Origin of the sequence: Candidatus Nitrosacidococcus sp. I8, from assembly GCF_945836005.1 — a bacterium.
Lineage (GTDB): Bacteria > Pseudomonadota > Gammaproteobacteria > Nitrosococcales > Nitrosococcaceae > Nitrosacidococcus.
The window spans coordinates 112,018-133,863 of the sequence record NZ_OX241534.1; the positions used below are offsets into that span (position 1 = coordinate 112,018).

A 21,846-nucleotide genomic window follows, 5' to 3' on the forward strand; every position below is an offset into this window, starting at 1 on the left:
ACTACAAGGTACATGGGCACACAAAAAATTATTGATGTTATTATTCCTGTTTACAACGCCTATGATCAGTTACTTGCATGCTTAGAGAGTGTTTGGCACCATACAGAAGAGAAGGATTATAGACTTATTCTCATTGATGATAAATCTACCGATCCAAGAATTCAGAGTTTATTTCAAGAATTAAAAGTAAAAAACAAACCCAATATCCTGCTGCTTGAAAATCCAGAAAATAAAGGGTTTGTAGCTACGGTCAATTACGGAATGGGATCGAGTACTCGGGATGTAATTCTCCTAAATTCCGATACTATCGTAACTCCAAAGTGGCTGGATAAGCTTAAAAAATGTGCCGATTCTGATCCTAGAATTGGTACCATCACTCCCTTTTCTAATAACGGAGAAATTTGCTCTTTTCCCCAATTTTGCCAAGAAAATACCGTACCAGAAAATTTAGATTTACTGGTGCAGGCAATGGAAATTGCTCCCTTGCCTCATAGCTTAGATATTCCCACCGGAGTAGGATTTTGTCTTTATATTCGCCGTCATCTATTAGATAAGATTGGTTTATTTGATGAAGAAACTTTTGGTCGAGGCTATGGGGAAGAAAACGATTTTTGTATGCGAGCTGTAGCTAGAGGATATCGAAATGTATTATGCCCAGATGCCTATGTAGCCCATGTAGGTAGTAGCTCTTTTGGAGAGGAAAAAAAAGCCCTTGCAGAAAAGCAAATGGCAGCTTTATTAAAAAAACATCCTAGTTATCTTTCTCAGGTCACTCAATTTATTAAAGTAGATCCCATTAAACCTATTAGACATGTTATTCAAACCCAGTTTAATTTACTTGTTAAATCTAGCACCTTAGGTATTCTCCATGTACTTCATGGTCATGGAGGAGGGACTGAAAAATACGCACGAAATATTGCTCATGCTACTCAAGAATATCGGCATTATTTTTTAATTGCCCTCAACCATGAATGGATTATTAAAGAAATAGATGAAAAAGGTGAGCAACGAAGTTATAGCTTCAAACATCAACAGGATGAGTTGTGGGTAAATCTATTTGAATCTTTATGTGGGTGGTTAAATATTAGCTTTTGTCATATCCATCAGATTTCTGGCTGTCGAGATGGGTTATTATCCGTCTTCGCCCAGACCTCTATTCCCTATGGAGTAAATCTCCATGATTTCTTTTTAGCCTGTCCTACTATTAATTTACTCAATGATAAAAAGGAATTTTGCTATGGAGTCACTGATCTTGTCCAATGCCAAGCATGTCTAAATAAGCAAGGTTCTTTTACTGGGATAGATATTAATAATTGGCGATCTCAACATCGGGCTTTTTTAGAAAAAGCTAAATTTATATTGGCCCCTTCTCAATGGGTCGTGGATATTTTTACCCAATATTTCCCCAGTGTTTCAATCCACCATGTGCCTAACCTGCATCGTATCAATATTGCTCCTGCTTTAATTGGAGAAGAGCGTTGTTTTTTGCTCCCTCAAGATGGCATGGTTCATATTGGGGTTATTGGTGCAATTAGTGGCATTAAAGGAGCTAGGAACTTAGAATGGTTAGTAGAGCAAACGAGAAAAAGAAAATTAGCCATTCGCTGGGTTGTGATTGGTTATACAGATCGCCAGTATGAGGCTTATCAAAGTAAAGATTATGTATTTACGCTTCATGGTCCTTATCAACCAGAAAATATTATAAACCTACTGAATTATTATGGTATTGCTTTAGTGGTTTTTCCGTCTACTGGTCCTGAGACTTTTTGTTATGCCCTTTCTGATGCTTGGGCTGCACATAAACCAGTACTTGTACCTCCCATTGGGGCATTAAAAGAGCGGGTAGAAAGTAGGCAAAACAGCGGCTGGCTTATGGAGAATTGGCCTAATTTAGAATCAATGCTAAATCAAACAGTGGATATTGCAACCCAGCTTAAAGAGAAAAAAGATCTTTTACCAGCACCGAAAAACTACCCTGACCTGGAAGAAGAACAACGCATTGTGCACCTACTTACACAATATTATCAGCAGTATTGTTTATCTGACTCTATAGTTGTACTAGATAAGCTCTCATCTCGACGGATTTATGAAGCTGCTTGTTTAGGGGTAGGCATTGCTCAGGATAGAAAATCAGAGGGATTACTGAAGGGTGTTTTTATAAAAATTTTAAGGATTGGGATACGGTTTCGCTATACATCTCTCGGGAGATGGGCAGAGAGGCAATTGCCTGACTCTTGGCGTTATCGCTTAAGACAATTGTTACTTGGAGGTTAAAATAAGTGATAGCATGGATTATTTTAATAATAGCGGGCTTGTTTGAAATATGCTGGGCAGTCGGTTTGAAATATACTGAAGGCTTTAGTAAGTTTTGGCCTAGTATGTTTACTTTAACTGCCATGAGTGTCAGTGTTTATTTATTATCTCAAGCACTTAAAACTATTCCTATAGGTACAGGTTACGCTGTTTGGACAGGGGTTGGAGCAGCTGGTACCGCTATTTTGGGGATTATTTTTTTTTCTGAATCAGCTGCTTTTCCTCGATTGATTTGTATAGCTTTAATTATCTCTGGGATCATAGGGCTTAAATTAACGTCCCCATAATGGTTAGCTTATTAATATTCACTATTTTTAGCGTTATCGCTTAAGACAATTGTTACTTGGAGGTTAAAATAAGTGATGGCATGGATAGTTTTAATAGTTGCTGGCTTATTTGAAATATGTTGGGCAGTAAGTTTGAAATACGCAGAAGGATTTAGTAAGTTTTGGCCTAGCGTGTTTAATATAAGTGTTATGAGTGTTAGTATTTATTTATTGTCCCAAGCACTTAAAACCATTCCTATAGGTACAGGTTACGCAGTTTATACAGGGATTGGGGCGATAGGTACTGCTATTTTAGGAATTGTCCTTTTTTCTGAATCAGCTGCTTTTCCTCGATTGATTTGTATAGCTTTAATTATTTCTGGAATCATAGGGCTTAAATTAACATCTCCGCCATAGTTAGCTTATGAATATTCACTATTTTCAGCATGTGTCTTTTGAAACCCTAGGATCCATAGAGCCTTGGGCACATAGTCATCATCACTATTTATCAGGTACCCGATTTTATCAAGGACAATCCCTTCCTAATCTTGAAGAAATAGATTGGCTTGTTGTGATGGGTGGGCCTATGAATATTTATGAAGAACAAATATATCCTTGGCTTACTCAAGAGAAAGAATTTATTGAGCAAGTCATTAAAGCAGATAAAGGAGTGATAGGGGTGTGTTTAGGAGCACAGCTTATTGCAGATGTATTAGGTGCATCAGTGATAAAAAATCCTGATAAGGAAATTGGCTGGTTTCCAGTGGAATTTACTCAAGGGGCAAAAAATAGCTCTTGGCTTAATTTTTTACCTCAAGGATTAGAGGTATTCCATTGGCATGGAGATACCTTTACTTTGCCTAAAGGAGCAATTCATATCGCCCAAAGCGAGGGGTGCATACAGCAAGGATTTGTTTACAATAAGAAAGTACTTGCTCTGCAATTCCACTTAGAGATACAAACTAAAAATGCACAAAAGCTTATTGAACATTGCGGAGATGAATTGGGGTTAGGTAAATATATTCAAACTCAAGATCAGATACTGAATAATGAAGAGGGCTTTAAAAAAGCTAAAGAAGCTATGATCACCCTATTAGATAAATTACCGGACTAAATTAAAAGGTATGGATAGGGGGCAGAAAATGATATGGAGGATAATATTATGGAAAAATTGATTGCTATGGAATGTGAGGCTTGTAGGGTAGATTCTTCTTTAATTACGGAAGAAGAAATAAAAGAACTATCTCCGCAAGTGTCAAAATGGAAGATGATAGAGGAGGGTAATATTTTTCGTCTTCGGCGGGTATTTCCTTTTAGTGATTTTATCACTGCTTTAGAATTTACTAATAAAGTAGGAGAAATAGCAGAAGCCTATAATCATCACCCAAGTATTTTAACAGAATATGGGAAAGTCACGGTGACTTGGTGGACTCATAAAATTGAAGGGCTTCATAAAAATGACTTTATTATGGCGGCTAAGACCGATCAATTGTTACCTTTTAGCTAAACCAATCTTTTAAAGGAAGTAATTTTTTTAAAAGCAGTTGATGTAACCGATCATTTTGGATAAAACGAATAAAGCTATCTATGGGTGGTGCATAATAAATTAATGCTCCAGTAACCAAATAGAGTAGCAAGGTTTTTATGGGTGCTTGTAAGCTACCTAAGCTTAATGCCGTACCAAAAGAGCGCTTTAATCGAACTCCTCTCAGATCTACGCTGTAGAGTTCATCTAATAGAAGGTGGGTAATAAAGCCAATGAGTAGAAAAATACCACCAAACCAAGCCTCTAAAATTGGAACCTCTAAAATATATCTTGAGATAATGACAAAGGATAATCCAATGGCTATTCCCATTGGAATAGAGTGAATAAGTCCTCGATGTATAGTAAGCCAAGTAAATAGAGAAGCTAATCCATAGCGGATTAGGATGAATAACCCTATCCATATTAAAATGAGTTCCAATATGGAAAGATGATAAAAAATGTTTCCATATAAAACTCCAAAAAAACCCACGGCGATTCCTAAGGTATTAAAAATCCAGCGAATGGCAATGGAGCTTTTAGAATCAATATCTGGCAAAATACCGCCAATTACCCCTAAGATAAAATAGGCAGTTAAAGTAGATATGGGGAAAGTACGGGTAACCATTAAGGCAGTAATCCCAATACCGCTTACCATCATTGCACCTGCAATATGAGTATTAAAATTCGCCATGTAGAAATTACTTAGTTGAGCTGTTTAACTTGATCAATAATTTCTGGCAGGGCAGTGGTTAAAGAATATTGAGGGCGATAGCCTAGTTCGGTTTGAATTTTTTTAGTGCTATACCAAGCTGAACTGGTTAGCTTATCCAAAGTTTTAGGGTTTAATGGAATAGGTATTTTAAAAATTCTCTGGATAAAATCTCCTATTCTTGCACCAAAAATAAGTACTCCTATAGGGATACACCATCGAGGTATAGTTCGATTTAAAGCATGGCAAATCAAAGCGTATATTTGATCTGTAGAATAGCTCTGGCCATCGGTAACTAGATAGGCTTGCTGGCAAGAGATTTTAGGGTTTCTAGCAATCAGCATCATTGCTTGCACCACATCAAGCACATGAACCATGGAGCGGTGATTATTTATTTTAGATAAAGAAGGGAAATAACCTCGATAAATAGCTCTGACCATCTGTAGGATACTACTTTTTGTACTTTTTCCATAAACCATGGGAAGACGCAAAACACTACTACAAATAATATGGTCTTTTCCGGCTGCAAGCACTTGTTGTTCTGCTGTTAATTTTGCTTTTCCATAAGCAGTTTCAGGAAGGGCTGGACTATTTTCATTTAAACAATGCTCTGTTTTTTCCCCCATTGCTTTTACACTACTGACAAATATAAATTGTTTTACCTTAGCCTTGATAGCCTGCGTTAATAAGGACTGAGTCATCATCACAATAGATTTTTGGTAGTTTTCCATATCATTTTCTGCAAAACTACCACAGGCTAAATGAAAAACAATCTCTACATTTTTCCATAGGCTAGTTGTTTGATTTTGATCTATGGAATCTATTTGAAAAACTTTGATTAAATCATTATTCCATAGTGCTTGAGCTTTATGAATATCCCGAGTCAGTACATGAATGGGGCATTGATCTGAAATCAGTGCAGCCATCAAGTGTTGGCCAATAAATCCCGTTGCTCCTGTCACTAATACTGCCATATAGACCTATAGCTGGGATTTATGGTTATTTTGTAGAGGAAAAATTTTTTCTTGTGTTTGATTTACTGGCTTTTCTGAGAGGTAATGGGGTCGTTTGGGCTTAAATTTCATTATGAGATGTTGAGAGAAAGTTACGCCCGCCAGTATGGAAAAGCGACTCCAAATACCCAAGATAATTAACCAAGTAAATATTAATGGATATTTAGATTGAAAGAATTTATGATAAAAATAAGCCATTCCTTTATGTTTATGCCAAAGTACTGTAAGAGGGTATTGCCAGCTACAAGCACCTTTATAATGAATAACGGTTACCTCCGGCACAAATAGGATATCCCAACCTGATTGTTTAAAGCGCATGCACCAATCTAAATCTTCACAATGAAGAAAATAATTTTCATCCATTAATCCTACCTTGCTCAGTGCTGAATTTCTCACCAACATAAAAGCACCAGAGATAGCATCCACTTGCATAGGATGAATGGGAAGAGGATCTTGAGTACATTCAAATCCCTGTAATTTAAATTGCTTAGGGAAAAGTTTATGTAAATATAATACTCGAATTAAAGAGCGACCCGGGGTAGGGATTCTTCTGCGACAACCTGCTTGCTCACTACCATCTGGGTTTTGAATTAAACAACCAGTCATACCTACCTTAGGTTGAGTTTCCATAAAGCGAATCAAGTAAGGAAGCGTATCTGGAGGAACAATACAATCTGGATTGAGTAAAAGAATATATTCTCCCTTAGTGTGTTGTAAGGCAATATTATTTGCACAAGAGAAGCCAAGATTTTTATGATTCTTAATAATGCAAATTCGTGAATCTGCGCCTACAGAATTTTCTAAATGGACGAGGCTATTGTCAGCTGATCCATTATCAACGATAATTACTTCCAAAGAAATTGGTGCTTCTAAAACAGCAGATACTGATTGAGAGAGTAATGTGCCACCATTAAAATTTACGATAATAATCGAAATTAATATGTTGTTTTCAGCATTATGATTATGGCTATCCCTACCATTATGAATTTGATGATTACGACTTCCCATATCTATTTTATTAGAGTGACAAGTGTGTATTAAATGGGTTTTGCTAACGTTGAAACATCTATAAAATGACCGGTAATTGCAGCGGCAGCAGCCATTGCAGGGCTTACTAAATGAGTACGTCCTCCTTGACCTTGACGACCTTCAAAATTACGATTTGAAGTAGATGCACAGCGCTCTCCGGGCTCTAACCGATCTGCATTCATGGCAAGACACATAGAGCAGCCAGGCTCTCGCCATTGAAACCCAGCTTTAACAAAAATTTCATCTAACCCTTCTGTCTCTGCTTGATGTTTAACTAATCCAGAACCAGGAACAATCAGGGCTCGTTTTATATTTTCTGCAATCTTATGGCCATCCACTACTTTTGCTGCTTCTCGTAGATCTTCAATCCGAGCATTAGTACAAGATCCAATAAAAATTACATCTAAATAAATTTCGTTTATTGGCGTATTTGCTTCAAGTCCCATATAATGCAAGGCACGCTCCATACTACTTCTTTTAGTAGCATCAGGCTCTTGTTTTGGATCTGGGACCGTATCATCTATAGGTACAACCATTTCAGGAGAGGTGCCCCAACTAACTTGAGGTTTTAAGTGATTAGCATCTAAGGTAATCACCTCATCAAAATACGCATCAGAATCGCTTTTTAAACCTTGCCAGTATGTTACTGCCTGATCCCAATATTCTGGTCTAGGGGCAAAAGGACGCCCTTTGAGATAGGTAATAGTAGTTTCATCAACCCCCACTAATCCTGCTCTGGCTCCGGCTTCAATCGCCATATTACAAAGGGTCATCCGCCCTTCCATGGAAAAGTTTCTGATTACTTCTCCTGTAAATTCAATAGTGTAGCCAGTGCCTCCTGCAGTACCTATTTTTTGAATAATCGCTAAAATTACATCCTTGCTATAAACCCCAAAGGGAAGTTTACCTTCTACTTGAATCAGCATATTTTTTGATTTTTTCTGAAGTAAACATTGGGTAGCAAGTACATGTTCTACTTCAGAGGTGCCAATACCAAAAGCAAGTGCCCCAAAGGCACCATGGGTTGCCGTGTGGGAATCGCCACATACTACTGTCATACCAGGAAGGGTAGCCCCTTGCTCAGGACCTATAATATGAACAATTCCTTGGCGCGGATCATCCATTTTAAACTCAGTTAACTTATACTCTTCACAATTCTTATCTAAAGCAGCTACCTGAGCCAGAGAAGTGGGATCTTCAATTCCTTGGTTGCGGTGAATAGTAGGAACATTATGATCTGGTACCGCCAGATTAGTCTCTATTCTCCAAGGCTGACGCCCCGCAAGTCGTAGTCCTTCAAATGCTTGAGGAGAGGTAACTTCGTGAATTAAATGGCGATCAATATAGAGTAGGGCAGTGCCACTTGGATCAGTACGCACTAGATGGGAATCCCAAAGTTTGTCATATAAGGTTTTTCCAGCCATTATCTATCTCTCCATCGCTCTCTCTTATAATTTAATAAATATTTTCATTCTACCCACATATTTAACTTTATTTAAGTTAAATATATTTAAATATTAAAAATATGTATTTTCAAAATTTAAACCATAAAATTTCGGTTGCTCCAATGATGGGATGGACAGATCGTCATTGCCGCTATTTTTTACGCCTTATCTCTTATCATGTATTGCTCTATACCGAAATGGTAACCACAGGAGCGCTTATTTATGGAGATCAAAAGCGTTTTTTGACCTATTCAAACCAAGAACACCCTATCGCACTCCAGCTCGGTGGAAGTAATCCAAAAGATTTAGCACTCTGTACCCGTATGGCTATAGATTATGGATTTGATGAAGTAAATTTAAATGTGGGCTGTCCTAGCCCAAGAGTGCAATCTGGAAGCTTTGGGGTCTGTTTGATGAAAGAGCCAGATCTGGTCGCTGAATGTGTCTCTGAGATGGTGCAGATAAGCCCAATTCCAATTACTGTTAAAACGAGAATTGGGGTAGATCACTATGACTCCTATGAATTTTTAAGCCAGTTTATTGCTAAAATTGCTCAAGCTGGATGTAGCACAGTGATTCTCCATAGCCGAAAAGCGTGGCTTCATGGATTAAGTCCTAAGGAGAATAGAGAAATTCCCCCTTTATGCTACGAAACCGTTTATCGTATCAAACAAGATTTTCCTCAGCTAAGAATAGTGCTTAATGGGGGCGTAATTACTTTGGAGGATACACGTACTCATTTAACACAAGTTGATGGGGTTATGATCGGTCGTGCTGCTTATCATAATCCTTATCTGCTCTCTAGGGTAGATCATACTCTCTATGACCATGATCATCCCATACCTACTCGCCATGAAATTATAGAAGCTTTCTTACCTTATATAGAAAGGCAATTAAAACAGGGAACAAAACTCGCTACTATAGTTCGATCTACCCTAAGCTTATTCCAGGGTATGCCGAAAGGGAGAATTTGGCGTCGATCCTTAAGTGGTATTCCTTACGATTCTGGCATCTCTGTAGTGCAAGCTGCTTTGAAGAAAATACCTAACACTCTTTAAATTTTCTACTTAATTTTCTATCGGTGATTGAGCCAATTGTAAACGCTGACCAATATAAATTTGGTGTTTATCATTGATGCCATTAGAGTCTAATAGTGCTTGCAGAGTGATACCAAATCGTTGGGCAATAGTAGATAGGGTATCTCCTTGTCGCACTATATAGTCCTTAGTGATAGCACCAAGTAATTTGAGTTGTTGTCCTACTCTAATCTTCCTTGGATCGGAAATATCGTTTAGGCGGGCTAGCTCTTGGGAGTTCATTCCAAATTGCTTCGCAATGGTAGATAAAGTATCCCCTGATTGTATCGTATAGTTTGTTACCTCTGTATGAGTAGGTAATCGCAAATGCTGTCCAATCTGGATTTTTCTAGGATCAGAAATTCCATTAAATGCGGCTAATACATGAGGTTTTACTTTAAATTTTTGAGCAATAGTAGATAAAGTATCTCCTTGCTGAATAGTATAATCTGATTTAGCAATAGGTAATTGGAGATTTTGACCTATCTGAAGGTTACGAGGATCAGAGATTTTATTAAAATTAGTAATCTTATGAGCTTGAATACCAAATCTCTGGGCAATACCAGATAAAGTATCTCCCTGTTGTACTGTATATTCTGCCAAAGTAGGCACTTTATTAGTGTTTAATACATGAGATTCTTTTATTTCAGTTTTAGCTAACGTTTTTATTGGTGATGTCTCTGGTAGTCGCAATTTTTGACCTACCCTTATGGGATAAGGGCGAGAAAGGTTGTTAATCTGAGCGAGTATATCTATTGCAACTCCATGCTTTGTTGCTATCTCCGATAAAGTTTGCCCTTGCTGTACTTGATAAAATTGATCTGGGATTTGTTGATCAAACTCTTGCCAAGGTGATAAAAAAGCAATTATTTTTGCCCGGCGGCAAGTAGGAGCACAAGGAATATGTAATTTATAGCCCTGAGGTACATACTTAATGCTATGCCAAATGGGTTCAAGTAAAGCAGGATTTGCTTTTTTTAGTTCCTCTTTGCTTACTTTAAATACCTGAGCTAGAGAGTGAGCAGGAGCAAAATGGGCAAGTTCTATTATCTCATCATTGTTAGGTTTATTGAGTGTAAGCGTACCAAAATAGTGATTTGCATTTTTATCTACTTCTAGGGCGGCTAAAAAAGAGAGATAAAAATTCTTTGAAGCAAAACCAAAAATAGGACTTTTATACTGCTGGCGAATAGTGGCAATATCTGAGGTATTTAATTGTTTTTTTGCTTGAACCATACCAGATACTCCATGATTATAAGCAGTAATTGCAAGAGGCCAGCTTTTTAGCATTTCATAGTTATATTGGAGAAGCTGGGTTGCTGCAATGGTAGATTGAAAAGGATCTCGCCGTTCATCAATAATATGATTAATCTGTAAAAAACGCTGTCCAGTAGCTCGGGTAAATTGCCACAATCCTGCTGCACCTACTTTTGAATAAGCTTCTGGATTAAAAGAAGATTCTACATGGGGTAATACGGCTAATTCCTGTGGCAGCCCAGATGATTTTAACGTTTTATAAATAAAATCCTTATAAGCCCCTGATCGAATTAACCCCTCTTTGAACCGATCCGCTTGTCCTCGTTGAAAACGAATTCTATCGGCAGCAGCACGAAGTTCCTGATGAGTTATATTTTTTGGCCAGAGAGCAAGTATTTTTTTTTCTTCAGTAGAGAGGTTTTTTTCTTTTCCTTGGGCTACCTTCAATAAAAGGTTCTTATAGTAGTCTATCTGATCCTTAACTATATTTTCGTTACCACTTTTAGGTAGTGCAACCGTATTATAGATAACATTAATATGATCACTGTCGTGGATAAACCCATGATAAGTATCAATTTCAGTGTAAACTCGAATCCAAAACTGAAGATCTTGCTCTAGCTCTGATGAGAGAGGGAATGGGTTAGCTGAGCTCTCTGCTAAAATTGGCGTAGTGATTAAGAAGCTTACTAGTCCTAAAGCAAAAGAAAAAATTATGTTTTTACGCTTTACCATTAGCGAATTAGAATAAAAAAATAAATGTAATTAAATCTATCTAGTTAAAAAGGTTATTTTAACCATTTTTTTAAAAAATGTACCCTGTTGGTATTTTCGGAGTAGTAAAAACAGAGTGAATCAGAAATCAATTCCACTAAATCTCTCATCTGAAGATGCTCAAATACTTTTAGCAGAGATTGCACAGAAAATTGCCTATTTTATGAGTACTATCCATGATCAGCCAGTACAGAATCTTGAGAAATTTAATTCAGAAGCGGATTGGCTTAAAGATAAAATACCAGAATTACCTTCCAATTCTCAAAGTATATTAGATTTTATTTTTAACGAAATTATCCCACCTGCTATGAATCCAGCAAGCCCGGGCTATCTTGCTTATGTACCTGGGGGGGGATTATTTTCTTCAGCAATTGCTGAGTTTATTGCTGCAGTAGTTAATCGATATACTGGTATGTGGGAGTCTGCTCCTGCTGCAGTTGAACTAGAAACTCAAGCCCTAAGATGGCTTGCTGAATTAATAGGATTGCCTAAAGGTACCTTGGGCTTATTCACTTCAGGTGGATCTATGTCCACCTTGATTGCTATGGTAGCTGCTAGGGATAAATATTTAGGTAACCAATTATTAAGAGGTACTGTTTATTATTCGAGTCAAGCTCATTATGCAATTACTAAAGCAGTGCAAGTAGCAGCAATTCCTAGAGAAAATTTACGGCCTATCCCGGTAGACAGCCAATTTCGGTTGCGTATTGATTTCCTTGAGCAAGCAATTCAAAAAGATAAAGAGGCAGGTTTGTTGCCATTTTTTGTTTGTGGTACTGTAGGTACTGTAAATACGGGTGCTATAGATCCCTTAGAGAGAATTGCCCAACTTGCAGCGAAATATCAACTTTGGTTTCATATCGATGGTGCCTATGGTGCGGTTTTTTACCTTGTTTCAGAACTTCAATCTCTATTTAAGGGAATGGAGCAGGCCGATTCTGTCACAGTAGATCCTCATAAAGGATTGTTTTTAGCCTATGGAACTGGGGTTTTATTTGTAAAAAATATGGAGGATTTACGTCGTGTCTTTGAAATATCAGCTGCTTATTTGCCTGATCCACAAAAAGATAATACTCATTTAGATTTTAGGGAACTTTCTCCAGAGCTTTCTCGAGATTGGCGAGGTCTTCGGCTTTGGTTTCCTTTTAAACTTCATGGTGTAGGTGTATTTCGGCAAGCACTGGCTGAAAAACGTAGGTTAGCTGTTTGGGCTTGGGAAAGACTTTCTTTAGAATCTGATATAGAGATAGTAACTCCTCCAGAGCTTTCCCTATTCGCTTTTAGACAGCGTTTTAATCATATCAATCAAATAAATGAAAATAATCAAAATAGAAAACTCTTGGCTTTAATCAACCAATCTAAAAAAATTATGCTTTCAGGAACTGAACTTAATGGGCAGTTTTTTTTAAGAATTTGTATTCTTCATCTGCGTACCCAACAGTCTACTCTTGAGGAAGGATTAAAAATTATTCAAGAGGCGATAAAAAAAATGAGAGTACAAAATTAATAAGTTTAGTGAGCTTATTAATTTTTTATTTTATTAAATTCTATTTATTATCTTTATTCTATCTTGCCACTCTAGCTTTGATCTCTAGCGTTTTTTTTCAGTAAATAATCCTTCTAAAGAATTCACTTTATTTTAAAAGTAGACTAAAATGGTCCAAATAAAGTTTAAGGAGAATGATAAATTCTTTTTTTTACCTGTAAAAGGTGTATTATAAATATACATTAAATTTTTGGTAAACCAATGATGAGTAAAGGGTACACACAATGCAATCAATAGCATGGTCAATAACACTATTTGGTATGGTGGCGCTTATCGTAGTGTTCTACACTGTAATCAATAGCGCCAAAACACAAGAAGATTACTCCTCTTTTAGCGGAGCATGGTATGCGTTTCGAACTAAGTGGTTTTATATTTTAGTTGTTTTAGGCGTTGTATTAACACTACTAACACTTAATCCTTTCCCTATCCCTTCGCAAACCAAGAACTATGACAGTAAAAAGGAGAATCAAATTGTCAAGGTTACTGGTCATCAGTGGTATTGGGATATGAGTACTGATTCTTTAGTAACACAAAAACCTGTAGTTTTTGAAGTAACCAGTGAAGATGTGAACCATGGGTTTGGTATCTACGATGATGATTTAAATCTACTTGGTCAAACACAAGCAATGCCAGAGTATACTAATAAGTTAGTTTATACTTTTGATAAACCTGGTAAATATCATATTCTTTGTCTAGAGTATTGTGGGCTTGCTCATCATGGCATGGTAAGTGACTTTACTGTGAAGGCAGATACTGAAGAAGATAAAGATATAAATTTAGATAAGTAGCAGTAAAGGTAAAATAGAGTGAGGCAGTTATGACAACTAAACTAGAGCACGCAAACCATAGTGCAGATGATATAAGCTATAGTGATGCTGAGAATCGCAGTGCACTTGTAGCAGTAAAAACTCATATTATTACTGGTTTTTTAGTTTTCTTACTTATGATGGTTGCAGGCGCCACCATGCGTGCAGCTCAAGGAAAACTAGCAGGGGTAGATGATAGCCTTTTCTACCAAATTATGACGATGCATGGTGTAGGGGTAGTAGGTATCTCTGGTGTCGTCGGATTTAGTATTCTGTGGTATTTCTTACGCCAGTATGTTCAATTAAGTACTAAGATATTTTGGATTAATTTTTGTATCTTTCTAACTGGGGTAGTGATTATCCTTGCTTCTATCTTTATTGGAGGATACGCAGGGGCTTGGACCTTTCTATATCCACTACCAACCACTTCTCTTGGGGTATGGTCTGTAGGTGCTGCAATAGGGTTTCTTTCAGGTCTGCTCCTTATTGGGGTTGGGTTTTTAATTCTACTTTTAGATATTGCCCGTGGACTACTTTCACGTTATGGGAGCCTTGCCCGTGCTTTAGGAGTAACACAGCTTTTTGGGAAAGATCCTCTAGATACCCATCATCCAGTGACTGTCACTATTGGTACAGTTGTATTAATTGTTGATTTTATGGGAATTGCTGCCGGTGCGGTTGCATTAATTATTATGCTTATTAATGCGGTTAATCCTGAATTTAAACCTGACCCACTGTTAGTTAAAAATCTAATTTACTTTTTTGGTCATGTTATTATTAACGCAGCGATCTACTCATCTGTACCTGCCGTATATGAGTTACTTCCTCGTTATACTAAGCGTCCATATCACACATCTAAGGTATTTTATGCTGCATGGTTTGTAGCAGTCTTTACCATTATGGGTGTTTATCCTCACCACTTATATATGGATTTCCCTATGCCTGCTTGGGCAGTCATTGCTGGTCAAGTACTATCCTATTGTAGTGGATTACCTGTCATGATTGTGACCGGTTACGGTACTCTAATGATGGTTTACCGCTCTGGTATTCAATGGAGTACCCCAGCTAAGTTACTTGTGCTTTCCATTTTTGGATGGGCTGCTGGTGGTATCCCAGCTGTTGTTGATTCTATGATGGCCTTTAATTCAGTACTTCACAATACATTATGGGTACCTGGGCATTTCCATTTTTACTTACTCCTCGGTCTTTTACCTATGATTATCGGATTTAGTCTCTATCTCTTTACCACTCCAGAGGATGAAGCAAATCCACCACTAATTGAGAAACTTGCTCTATATACTTATGTTACTGGCGTACTTATGCTTGTATTAGTATTCTTAACGAGCGGAGCTCATGGTATTCCTCGCCGTTGGGCAGTACATATGGATCCTTGGGTACCTTATGCTCAATGGGGTGCTATAGCAGGGGTATTAGTAACGCTCGGTCTACTACTGTTTGCTGTTCGGGTATTTATTAAATTACCTAAAGCAACTGATCCAGCTTTAGGATATTCTAGACATTAATTGTAATTCGCCCCTAATTAAAAGTTAGGGGCGAACCCAGTTATGTATTTTCATATTACCTAGTTAGATAATTTATTGATAATAATTTCTAAAACTTAGTATTGTGAGGATCAGTAGTTATGAGAACCTTACTTTTAAGTGTATTGCTAGGGTTATCTGGGGTAGCGGTTTTATGGGTAGCAACAGACAAGGGTAGAGCATTTACAACAGACACTGCTCGAAAAGTAGAAGTTAGAGATCGTCCACGCAAGGTGCCTAATTTTCATTTAGAGGATGAAAATGAAAATCCTATGTTATCCGATGAGTGGCAGGGTCACTATACTGTAATAGATTTTATCTATACTTCTTGCACTGATGCTTGCTTAATATTAGGTAGTGGATTAAAAGATCTACAAACTAACTTCAAAGAATTACTTAGCCAAAATAAATTACATTTACTAAGTATTAGTTTTGATCCTGAACGAGATACTCCGCAGGTTCTTAGAAATCATCTCTCTCATTTTTGTGCAAATAGTAATTATTGGTCTGCGGCACGGCCTATTAGCACCAATGAAAATCAAGCTATTTTAGATTTTTTTAAAATTATTGTAATCCCTGACAAAAAAGGGGGGTTTACTCATTCTGCTGGCTACCAAATAATCAATCCTGATGGGCAGTTAGTCGCTATTTTTAGTGATGATGAATATAACCATTTACAGGATTATTTACATGAAATACTTACGAACGAAAGATTATGAAAGCTAAAATAACAAAATATAGTCTCTATATTTTATGGCTATCTTTAGCTTTGCCTCCACTACGTTACTTCTTAGAAAGTAGCATGACAATGCATATGTTGGTACAGTTGCCTGTATTAGCTATTATTGGTTGGAGGATAGTACCCACTCTCTCAAATAGAATTAAGGGGGCTATTAATTTATGGAATCGCTGGGGAATTAGCGGTACTGTATTAGTAGTTTTTACTATGTTTTATTGGATGCTGCCACGTTCTTTAGATACTGCTATTTCAGATCCATATTTTGAGCTTGTAAAATTTATTACTGTACCTTTATTCATTGGCACAGCACTTGGATTAAGTTGGTATCAACTCCCTCCTATTGCTCGGGGAGTACTTATGTTAGAGTTCTGGGCTACTTTTATGCGTCTAGGCTGGCTTTATGTAGTCCTTCCGAATCGCTTGTGTGCAAATTATTTACTTGGAGATCAGCAAATCTTAGGTCGTAGCCTACTTATGCTTGGTACTATTTGGGCAGTAAGCTGGTCATTCCAAATTTTATTTGGCGTACGTTGGGGTAAGCTAATTTCTAACATCATTAAATAAGTGATGTTAGAAATTAAAAAAAGTTTAGATAGTGTTAGCGGGTAATGCGCAACGAAGGCTGCATTCATTTTTAACAATATCAGCTAATGTATAACTATCTAGTACGGAAAAAAAAGAATTTCGTGCTTCATAAAGTACACCCTTGAGTTGGCAAAAAGCCGAAATAGGGCAAGTATTGTGCAAGTCGCTAAAACATTCAGCAAGATGAATTTCACCTTCAGTTTTACGTATTACGTCTCCTAAAATAATTTTTTCAGGAGAACGAGATAAACGCATACCGCCTCCTTTACCACGGGAAGTGCTAATATACCCGGAAAGAGCTAGATGGTGCACAATTTTCCCAAGGTGGTTACGAGAAATATGATAACTCTTTGCAATTTCGCTAATCGTTGCAAGTTGCTTATCATGGATGCAGAGATAAATTAAAACCCGTATAGAATAATCTGTATACTGTGTAAGTTGCATAGTTTTTCTCTTTTGATAAACAACACATAACATTTATTTAAAATAAATGTTAATTTTAGCTTAAATTAAAATAAAATACATAATCAAATCAATCCAATTACTTGTTTAGGAGAATATACTAACTATGAATAAAACAGAATTAGTTAATTTCGTTGCTTCAAAAGCAAATTTGTCTCAAAAAGAATCCCATCATGCAGTAGATTCTTTTCTACAAACTATTACTGAAACTCTAAAGAAAAAGGAAACGATCAGTCTAATTGGCTTTGGTTCTTTTACAGTACAAACTAGAGCAGCTCGTTCAGGAAGACACCCTAAAACTGGCGAAGAAATCACTATAAAAGCAGCAAATATTCCTACTTTTAAGGCGGGAAAAACTCTTAAAGAATCGGTGCAAAAGAAAAAGAAGTAATTTTATTAAAATTTTTGCCTTAGAAGATCAAATACGCTTGTTTAAATTTTAAAATTTAAAAACAAGCGTACTTGATCATATTTGTTATATGAGCAGCATAGTCATAGAGTTTCTCTATTACTTAAATTTTCAATAATTTAATAGCTATTGTTTTTTTAGATAAAAGTAATCATGACCTCATCTACCGTAATTACAGATGCTGATTATAAAATGCGAAACTGGTCAGATCCTAAGCCTGGATCTATCCGGCTAGGATCTGATACCCATAAAGAGATGTTCTGCTCTTTACTTTTAGAAACCCATAATCCCTATAAACCTGCAGTGATGGATTGGCCTAGGCTCTCCGATAAAGAATTAAAGCGAGTAGCTAGCCTTCCTATTTGGGATATTGCAATACAAACTGAAGGGCGAGCTTCGCTCCGGGTCGCTACCTATGCAAAAACAATCAACGATTTAACATTACGTGCTGCTTTAGATATGGATGCAGCTGAGGAAAAGCGTCATAAAGAAGTATTAAGTAGGCTTGCTAAGTTTTATAATGTTACCATAGCCTATGAACCCCATTATATGGTCCCTAAAAACCCAGAGTGGGCATGGATGGTAACGGGCTATAGTGAATGTATTGATAGTTTTTTTGCTTTTGGCTTATTTGAAAGTGCAAAACGATCCGGTTTTTTTCCGACAGCGTTGACGGATACTTTTGAGCCAGTTATTCAAGAAGAAGCACGTCATATCCTATTCTTTGTAAACTGGGTAGTTTGGTATAAACGTAATTTGAAAATATGGCAGAAACCTTGGTTTTTTACTCGGATTTTAGCAGTATGGGTATTTCTAATATGGGAACGAGTTGGTCTTGCTAAGGGATTAGATAAAAATAAAGAACTACGAGATGCTAATTTTGCAATTACTGGTGCAGAACAAATTGGTGTAGAAATTCAATTAGTTGATCTTCTTGAAATTTGTTTGTCCGAAAATGAGCGGCGTTTATCCGGCTATGATCAGCGTCTTGTTAGACCTACGATTGTCCCATTTTTTATAAGAATGATTTGTAGCACAATAGGTGTTATAAATAAGGTGAGACGTTAATACTAACTGTATTTTCAGAAAAAAATATTTTTTAGTAATCTGGTGCCGAGGAGAGGATTTGAACCTCCACAAGGTTTCCCTCACATGGACCTGAACCATGCGCGTCTACCAATTCCGCCACCTCGGCAGTTTTAAAAAGAAATGATTCTAAGGCAAACAAACTGTACTTACCTAAAGATGACTTGTCAATGGATAAATGGAAAAAAGAAGATCCTTATTTCACTCGTGAGTGCCAAAAGTATGGCCAGCCTATACCTAGTAGAGAATATATTATTGAGTGTTTAAAACACCAAAATAAACCGATTACTTCCCGAGATCTGATAAAAAACCTAGGATTAAAGGATAATAAGTCTCAGAAGGCCTTTTACCGACGCCTTAAAGCAATGGTTAGGGAAGGCCAAATTAGCCGTAATCATCACCGTGCTTATAGTATTGTATCTCAACCAAAGCTTATTTCTGGTCAAATTATCGGTCATCGAGATGGTTATGGTTTTTTAGCTCCCGATGAGGGGGGGGAAGATCTTTATCTCTCTATACAAGAGATGCGCTCTGTACTCCATGGAGATAGGGTGATTGCTCGTGTTATTGGTATAGATAAACGAGATCGAAAAGAGGGGAGTATTGTAGAGATTTTAAGACATGGTAATAAGCAAATTGTAGGGCGTTTTGTTATAGAACAAAAACAAGGCTTTTTAATCCCTAGTAATCATCGATTAAATCAAGATATTCTTATTCCTACAAAATTTCAAAAAGGTATTAAGCCTAATCAAATAGCAGTTGCTGAAATTACACAACAACCCACTAATAAAACACCTCCAATTGGAAAGATTGCTACAATATTAGGAGATTATAAAACCCCGAATATAGAAGTAGAAACTGCTATTTATAATTACGACTTGCCTCATTATTGGTCAAAAGAGCTATTAAAGGAGGTAAAAAAATTTAAACCTAATATTTCTAAAATAGAAATCGAAAAGCGGGTAGATTTACGAACATTACCCTTAGTCACTATTGATGGAGAAGATGCTCAAGATTTCGATGATGCAGTTTATGCATCACAAGAAGGAAAGAATTGGCGATTGTGGGTAGCTATTGCAGATGTAAGCCAGTATGTGCCTATACATTCTGCGATAGATGATGAAGCAAAAGAGCGAGGTAACTCAGTATATTTTCCAAACCAAGTTATCCCCATGTTACCGGAAGTTCTTTCCAACAATTTATGTTCTCTTAAGCCTCAAGAAGATCGATTAGCACTTGTTTGTGAACTGGAAATTGGTCCACGTGGGGGTTTACATAATTTTAACTTTTATCCTGGAATAGTTAAATCAGCTGCTCGTCTTACCTATCAGCAAGTTGCTGAAATGCTACTAAAAAATAATCTAGAGCTTAAAAAAACTTATCATTCTCTATTACCCCATCTGGAAAAAATGTACGCACTCTATCAAGTGTTGCATAAAGCAAGAGTTCGCCGAGGTACAATTGATTTTGAAATAGAGGAAAGTCAAATTATTTTTGATAAGTATCAAAAGATAAAAAATATTCAACTCAGAGTACGCACTCCTATTCATCGACTCATTGAAGAGTTTATGATTTTAGCAAATATTGCTGCTGCGCATTTTTTAAAGCAAAATAAAATCCCCAGTCTTTTTCGTACCCACGAGCATCCTGCAGAGGAAAAACTACTTGATTTACGAAAATTTTTAGGAAAATTGGGGGTAGAACTACTAGGGGGTAATAATCCACAGAGTAAGGATTTTTCTCAGTTGTTACATTCAATTCAAGAACGACCAGATTTTCATTTAATTCAAACTGCTATATTACGTAGCTTGAAACAGGCAGTCTATACATCAACGGATAGTACCCACTTCGGGCTAGCACTTAAAGAGTATACCCATTTTACTTCGCCTATCCGGCGCTACTCAGATTTATTAGTGCATCGGGGTATCCATCATATCTTAGAAAAAAGAGCTCTACAAACATTTCCCTATAATAAAGAAAATACGCTAGATTTAGGTGCTCATTGTTCTATGACAGAGCGACGTGCAGATGAGGCAACTCGAGATGCGATAAATTGGCTCAAGTGTGAATATATGGTAAATAAAGTAGGCGAAACCTTTAATGGTCTAATTACTGGGGTAACTGGGTTTGGGTTATTTGTTGAACTTTGTGATATTTATATAGAAGGATTGATTCATATCAGTGCTTTGGATAAAGATTATTTTCATTTTGATTCTGCTAATTACCAGCTTGTAGGAGAACGAACCCACAAAACTTATCAGCTAGGCGATAAATTATTAGTTAATGTAGCACATGTGAATATGGATGAGCGAAAAATAGATTTGCTACTCACTTAAATAATAATTACTAACTTTTATTTAAAATACCTACACTCTGACCTATTAGTACATGTGTATTTGGAGATAAATGAGATAGCCACTTCATAGATTTAGTAGGAAAAATTAGGATTACCGTAGATCCCATATTAAAACGACCCATTTCTTGACCTTTACTTAACTTAGGTATCTTGTTTTCTTCTGTGTAACCCCAATGGCGGGTATGACCTTGATAGGGTGGTGTGATTTGACCAGCCCACACTGTTTCAATACTCCCAACAAAAATAGCACCTACAAGAATCATAATCATAGGACCTATTTCAGTATTAAATATATTAATTACTCGTTCATTATGGGAAAAAAGATGAGGTACGCCATTGACTGTTTTAGGGCTAACAGAAAATAAACGACCTGGAATATAAATCATTTCTTCTAAATGTCCATCTAATGGCATATGGACCCGGTGATAATCTCTGGGGTGGAGATAAAAAGTAGCAAAAGATCCTTGGTAAAAAGAATCTAAACTAATTTGAGGATGACCAAGTAAATCAGTAAGTTGATAATGCCAGCCCTTCGCTTGAATTAGTTTTCCACGATTTAATGTGCCGATTTGACTAATATGGCCATCTACTGGACAGGCAATTTCTCCATGTTTAGCAATAGGGCGTACACTCTCTCGTAATGCACGGCTAAAGAAAGTATTAAAATTAGGATACTCTTTAGCATAAGGGATTTTTGCCTCATCCATATTTACCCTGAAAATGATCCTAAATAAGTGAATTTCTAACTGGGTAAGCCAACGAATTTTATGTCGCGTAAAGTGATATATTAGTAGAGATAAAATATGCTGAGGTAATAAGTATTGATATAAACTCAATAACCAGTCTCGAAGCCGATGTGAGGCATTATTAGCCATAAATTAGATGTTTTTGTCCTTTTTCTTTTTTAAAGAT

21 protein-coding genes and 1 tRNA gene are annotated in these 21,846 nt (G+C 36.8%); 14 read left to right on the forward strand and 8 right to left on the reverse strand.

The annotated features are described in order from the left end of the window. Nucleotides 1-12: 12 nt before the first annotated feature. From OOL07_RS00595 to OOL07_RS00615, 5 genes are all read left to right on the forward strand, one after another. Nucleotides 13-2,274, forward strand: coding sequence for a glycosyltransferase (locus OOL07_RS00595; protein WP_264694156.1), 2,262 nt, complete (start codon nucleotides 13-15; stop codon nucleotides 2,272-2,274). 8 nt (nucleotides 2,275-2,282) lie between these two features. Next, nucleotides 2,283-2,600, forward strand: coding sequence for a quaternary ammonium compound efflux SMR transporter SugE (gene sugE / locus OOL07_RS00600; RefSeq protein ID WP_264696291.1), 318 nt, complete (start codon nucleotides 2,283-2,285; stop codon nucleotides 2,598-2,600). A gap of 75 nt (nucleotides 2,601-2,675) precedes the next feature. Further along, a complete protein-coding gene (sugE, locus tag OOL07_RS00605; protein ID WP_264696292.1) occupies nucleotides 2,676-2,996 on the forward strand; it encodes a quaternary ammonium compound efflux SMR transporter SugE in 321 nt (106 codons plus the stop codon). Nucleotides 2,997-3,003: 7 nt separating this feature from the next. Further along, nucleotides 3,004-3,693, forward strand: a complete 690-nt coding sequence (locus tag OOL07_RS00610; RefSeq protein ID WP_264694157.1) for a type 1 glutamine amidotransferase — start codon at nucleotides 3,004-3,006, stop codon at nucleotides 3,691-3,693. Between the two features lie 48 nt (nucleotides 3,694-3,741). After that, nucleotides 3,742-4,086, forward strand: a complete 345-nt coding sequence (locus tag OOL07_RS00615; protein ID WP_264694158.1) for a 4a-hydroxytetrahydrobiopterin dehydratase — start codon at nucleotides 3,742-3,744, stop codon at nucleotides 4,084-4,086. Here OOL07_RS00615 and OOL07_RS00620 read toward each other — a convergent pair. From OOL07_RS00620 to leuC, 4 genes are read right to left on the reverse strand one after another with little or no spacing between them, the layout of a single operon-like run. After that, complete coding sequence (locus tag OOL07_RS00620; RefSeq protein ID WP_264694159.1) at nucleotides 4,079-4,795, reverse strand: metal-dependent hydrolase; 717 nt, start codon at nucleotides 4,793-4,795, stop codon at nucleotides 4,079-4,081. The two genes, OOL07_RS00615 and OOL07_RS00620, sit on opposite strands and share 8 nt — an antisense overlap. 11 nt (nucleotides 4,796-4,806) lie before the next feature. After that, nucleotides 4,807-5,787 (reverse strand): NAD-dependent epimerase/dehydratase family protein, encoded by a 981-nt coding sequence (locus OOL07_RS00625; RefSeq protein ID WP_264694161.1) that lies wholly within the window; start codon nucleotides 5,785-5,787, stop codon nucleotides 4,807-4,809. A gap of 6 nt (nucleotides 5,788-5,793) precedes the next feature. Beyond that, nucleotides 5,794-6,834, reverse strand: coding sequence for a glycosyltransferase family 2 protein (locus OOL07_RS00630; RefSeq protein ID WP_264694163.1), 1,041 nt, complete (start codon nucleotides 6,832-6,834; stop codon nucleotides 5,794-5,796). 29 nt (nucleotides 6,835-6,863) lie between these two features. Beyond that, a complete protein-coding gene (gene leuC, locus OOL07_RS00635; protein WP_264694165.1) occupies nucleotides 6,864-8,279 on the reverse strand; it encodes a 3-isopropylmalate dehydratase large subunit in 1,416 nt (471 codons plus the stop codon). 101 nt (nucleotides 8,280-8,380) lie between these two features. On the opposite strand from leuC, the gene dusA reads away from it, so the two are divergent. Then, complete coding sequence (gene dusA, locus OOL07_RS00640; RefSeq protein WP_264694167.1) at nucleotides 8,381-9,358, forward strand: tRNA dihydrouridine(20/20a) synthase DusA; 978 nt, start codon at nucleotides 8,381-8,383, stop codon at nucleotides 9,356-9,358. Nucleotides 9,359-9,367: 9 nt separating this feature from the next. Here dusA and OOL07_RS00645 read toward each other — a convergent pair whose 3' ends face one another. Further along, nucleotides 9,368-11,365: a LysM peptidoglycan-binding domain-containing protein gene (locus tag OOL07_RS00645; RefSeq protein WP_264694169.1), complete on the reverse strand. Its 1,998-nt coding sequence runs from the start codon at nucleotides 11,363-11,365 to the stop codon at nucleotides 9,368-9,370. A 115-nt stretch (nucleotides 11,366-11,480) separates the two neighbouring features. Here OOL07_RS00645 and OOL07_RS00650 point away from each other — a divergent pair, with 115 nt between their 5' ends. From OOL07_RS00650 to OOL07_RS00670, 5 genes are all read left to right on the forward strand, one after another. After that, a complete protein-coding gene (locus OOL07_RS00650) occupies nucleotides 11,481-12,911 on the forward strand; it encodes a pyridoxal phosphate-dependent decarboxylase family protein (RefSeq protein WP_264694171.1) in 1,431 nt (476 codons plus the stop codon). 263 nt (nucleotides 12,912-13,174) lie between these two features. Then, on the forward strand, nucleotides 13,175-13,738 hold the full coding sequence (locus OOL07_RS00655) for a cupredoxin domain-containing protein (RefSeq protein WP_264694173.1): 564 nt from the start codon (nucleotides 13,175-13,177) through the stop codon (nucleotides 13,736-13,738). A gap of 29 nt (nucleotides 13,739-13,767) precedes the next feature. Further along, on the forward strand, nucleotides 13,768-15,279 hold the full coding sequence (locus tag OOL07_RS00660) for a cbb3-type cytochrome c oxidase subunit I (RefSeq protein ID WP_264694175.1): 1,512 nt from the start codon (nucleotides 13,768-13,770) through the stop codon (nucleotides 15,277-15,279). A 119-nt stretch (nucleotides 15,280-15,398) separates the two neighbouring features. Next, the gene (locus tag OOL07_RS00665) at nucleotides 15,399-16,016 is read left to right on the forward strand and encodes an SCO family protein (RefSeq protein WP_264694177.1); all 618 of its coding nucleotides are present in this window, start codon (nucleotides 15,399-15,401) and stop codon (nucleotides 16,014-16,016) included. Beyond that, nucleotides 16,013-16,600 (forward strand): hypothetical protein, encoded by a 588-nt coding sequence (locus OOL07_RS00670; protein ID WP_264694179.1) that lies wholly within the window; start codon nucleotides 16,013-16,015, stop codon nucleotides 16,598-16,600. The genes OOL07_RS00665 and OOL07_RS00670 overlap by 4 nt, the downstream gene beginning before the upstream one ends. A 24-nt stretch (nucleotides 16,601-16,624) precedes the next feature. On the opposite strand, the gene OOL07_RS00675 is transcribed toward OOL07_RS00670, so the two are convergent. Continuing rightward, nucleotides 16,625-17,065 carry an RrF2 family transcriptional regulator gene (locus OOL07_RS00675; protein ID WP_264694181.1) on the reverse strand — a complete coding sequence of 147 codons (441 nt, stop codon included), beginning with the start codon at nucleotides 17,063-17,065 and terminating at the stop codon, nucleotides 16,625-16,627. A 124-nt stretch (nucleotides 17,066-17,189) separates the two neighbouring features. On the opposite strand from OOL07_RS00675, the gene OOL07_RS00680 reads away from it, so the two are divergent. Next, entirely contained in the window at nucleotides 17,190-17,474 is a 285-nt protein-coding gene (locus tag OOL07_RS00680; RefSeq protein ID WP_264694183.1) for an HU family DNA-binding protein, read from the forward strand. Between the two features lie 171 nt (nucleotides 17,475-17,645). Continuing rightward, complete coding sequence (locus OOL07_RS00685) at nucleotides 17,646-18,560, forward strand: hypothetical protein (RefSeq protein WP_264694185.1); 915 nt, start codon at nucleotides 17,646-17,648, stop codon at nucleotides 18,558-18,560. 40 nt (nucleotides 18,561-18,600) lie between these two features. On the opposite strand, the gene OOL07_RS00690 is transcribed toward OOL07_RS00685, so the two are convergent. Continuing rightward, nucleotides 18,601-18,687 (reverse strand) — tRNA-Leu (locus OOL07_RS00690). 61 nt (nucleotides 18,688-18,748) lie between these two features. Here OOL07_RS00690 and rnr point away from each other — a divergent pair. Further along, nucleotides 18,749-20,914, forward strand: coding sequence for a ribonuclease R (rnr, locus tag OOL07_RS00695; protein WP_264694188.1), 2,166 nt, complete (start codon nucleotides 18,749-18,751; stop codon nucleotides 20,912-20,914). A gap of 10 nt (nucleotides 20,915-20,924) precedes the next feature. On the opposite strand, the gene asd is transcribed toward rnr, so the two are convergent. Then, a complete protein-coding gene (gene asd, locus OOL07_RS00700) occupies nucleotides 20,925-21,809 on the reverse strand; it encodes an archaetidylserine decarboxylase (protein ID WP_264694190.1) in 885 nt (294 codons plus the stop codon). Nucleotides 21,810-21,846 lie beyond the last annotated feature (37 nt).

Bases quoted from the DNA above. Each gene is read 5' to 3' on its own strand.
- OOL07_RS00595 (WP_264694156.1), top strand. From the start codon at position 13: ATGGGCACACAAAAAATTATTGATGTTATTATTCCTGTTTACAACGCC.
- sugE (WP_264696292.1), top strand. From the start codon at position 2,676: ATGGCATGGATAGTTTTAATAGTTGCTGGCTTATTTGAAATATGTTGG.
- OOL07_RS00610 (WP_264694157.1), top strand. From the start codon at position 3,004: ATGAATATTCACTATTTTCAGCATGTGTCTTTTGAAACCCTAGGATCC.
- OOL07_RS00615 (WP_264694158.1), top strand. From the start codon at position 3,742: ATGGAAAAATTGATTGCTATGGAATGTGAGGCTTGTAGGGTAGATTCT.
- OOL07_RS00620 (WP_264694159.1), bottom strand. From the start codon at position 4,795: ATGGCGAATTTTAATACTCATATTGCAGGTGCAATGATGGTAAGCGGT.
- OOL07_RS00625 (WP_264694161.1), bottom strand. From the start codon at position 5,787: ATGGCAGTATTAGTGACAGGAGCAACGGGATTTATTGGCCAACACTTG.
- OOL07_RS00630 (WP_264694163.1), bottom strand. From the start codon at position 6,834: ATGGGAAGTCGTAATCATCAAATTCATAATGGTAGGGATAGCCATAAT.
- leuC (WP_264694165.1), bottom strand. From the start codon at position 8,279: ATGGCTGGAAAAACCTTATATGACAAACTTTGGGATTCCCATCTAGTG.
- dusA (WP_264694167.1), top strand. From the start codon at position 8,381: ATGTATTTTCAAAATTTAAACCATAAAATTTCGGTTGCTCCAATGATG.
- OOL07_RS00645 (WP_264694169.1), bottom strand. From the start codon at position 11,365: ATGGTAAAGCGTAAAAACATAATTTTTTCTTTTGCTTTAGGACTAGTA.
- OOL07_RS00655 (WP_264694173.1), top strand. From the start codon at position 13,175: ATGCAATCAATAGCATGGTCAATAACACTATTTGGTATGGTGGCGCTT.
- OOL07_RS00660 (WP_264694175.1), top strand. From the start codon at position 13,768: ATGACAACTAAACTAGAGCACGCAAACCATAGTGCAGATGATATAAGC.
- OOL07_RS00665 (WP_264694177.1), top strand. From the start codon at position 15,399: ATGAGAACCTTACTTTTAAGTGTATTGCTAGGGTTATCTGGGGTAGCG.
- OOL07_RS00670 (WP_264694179.1), top strand. From the start codon at position 16,013: ATGAAAGCTAAAATAACAAAATATAGTCTCTATATTTTATGGCTATCT.
- OOL07_RS00675 (WP_264694181.1), bottom strand. From the start codon at position 17,065: ATGCAACTTACACAGTATACAGATTATTCTATACGGGTTTTAATTTAT.
- OOL07_RS00680 (WP_264694183.1), top strand. From the start codon at position 17,190: ATGAATAAAACAGAATTAGTTAATTTCGTTGCTTCAAAAGCAAATTTG.
- OOL07_RS00685 (WP_264694185.1), top strand. From the start codon at position 17,646: ATGACCTCATCTACCGTAATTACAGATGCTGATTATAAAATGCGAAAC.
- rnr (WP_264694188.1), top strand. From the start codon at position 18,749: ATGGATAAATGGAAAAAAGAAGATCCTTATTTCACTCGTGAGTGCCAA.
- asd (WP_264694190.1), bottom strand. From the start codon at position 21,809: ATGGCTAATAATGCCTCACATCGGCTTCGAGACTGGTTATTGAGTTTA.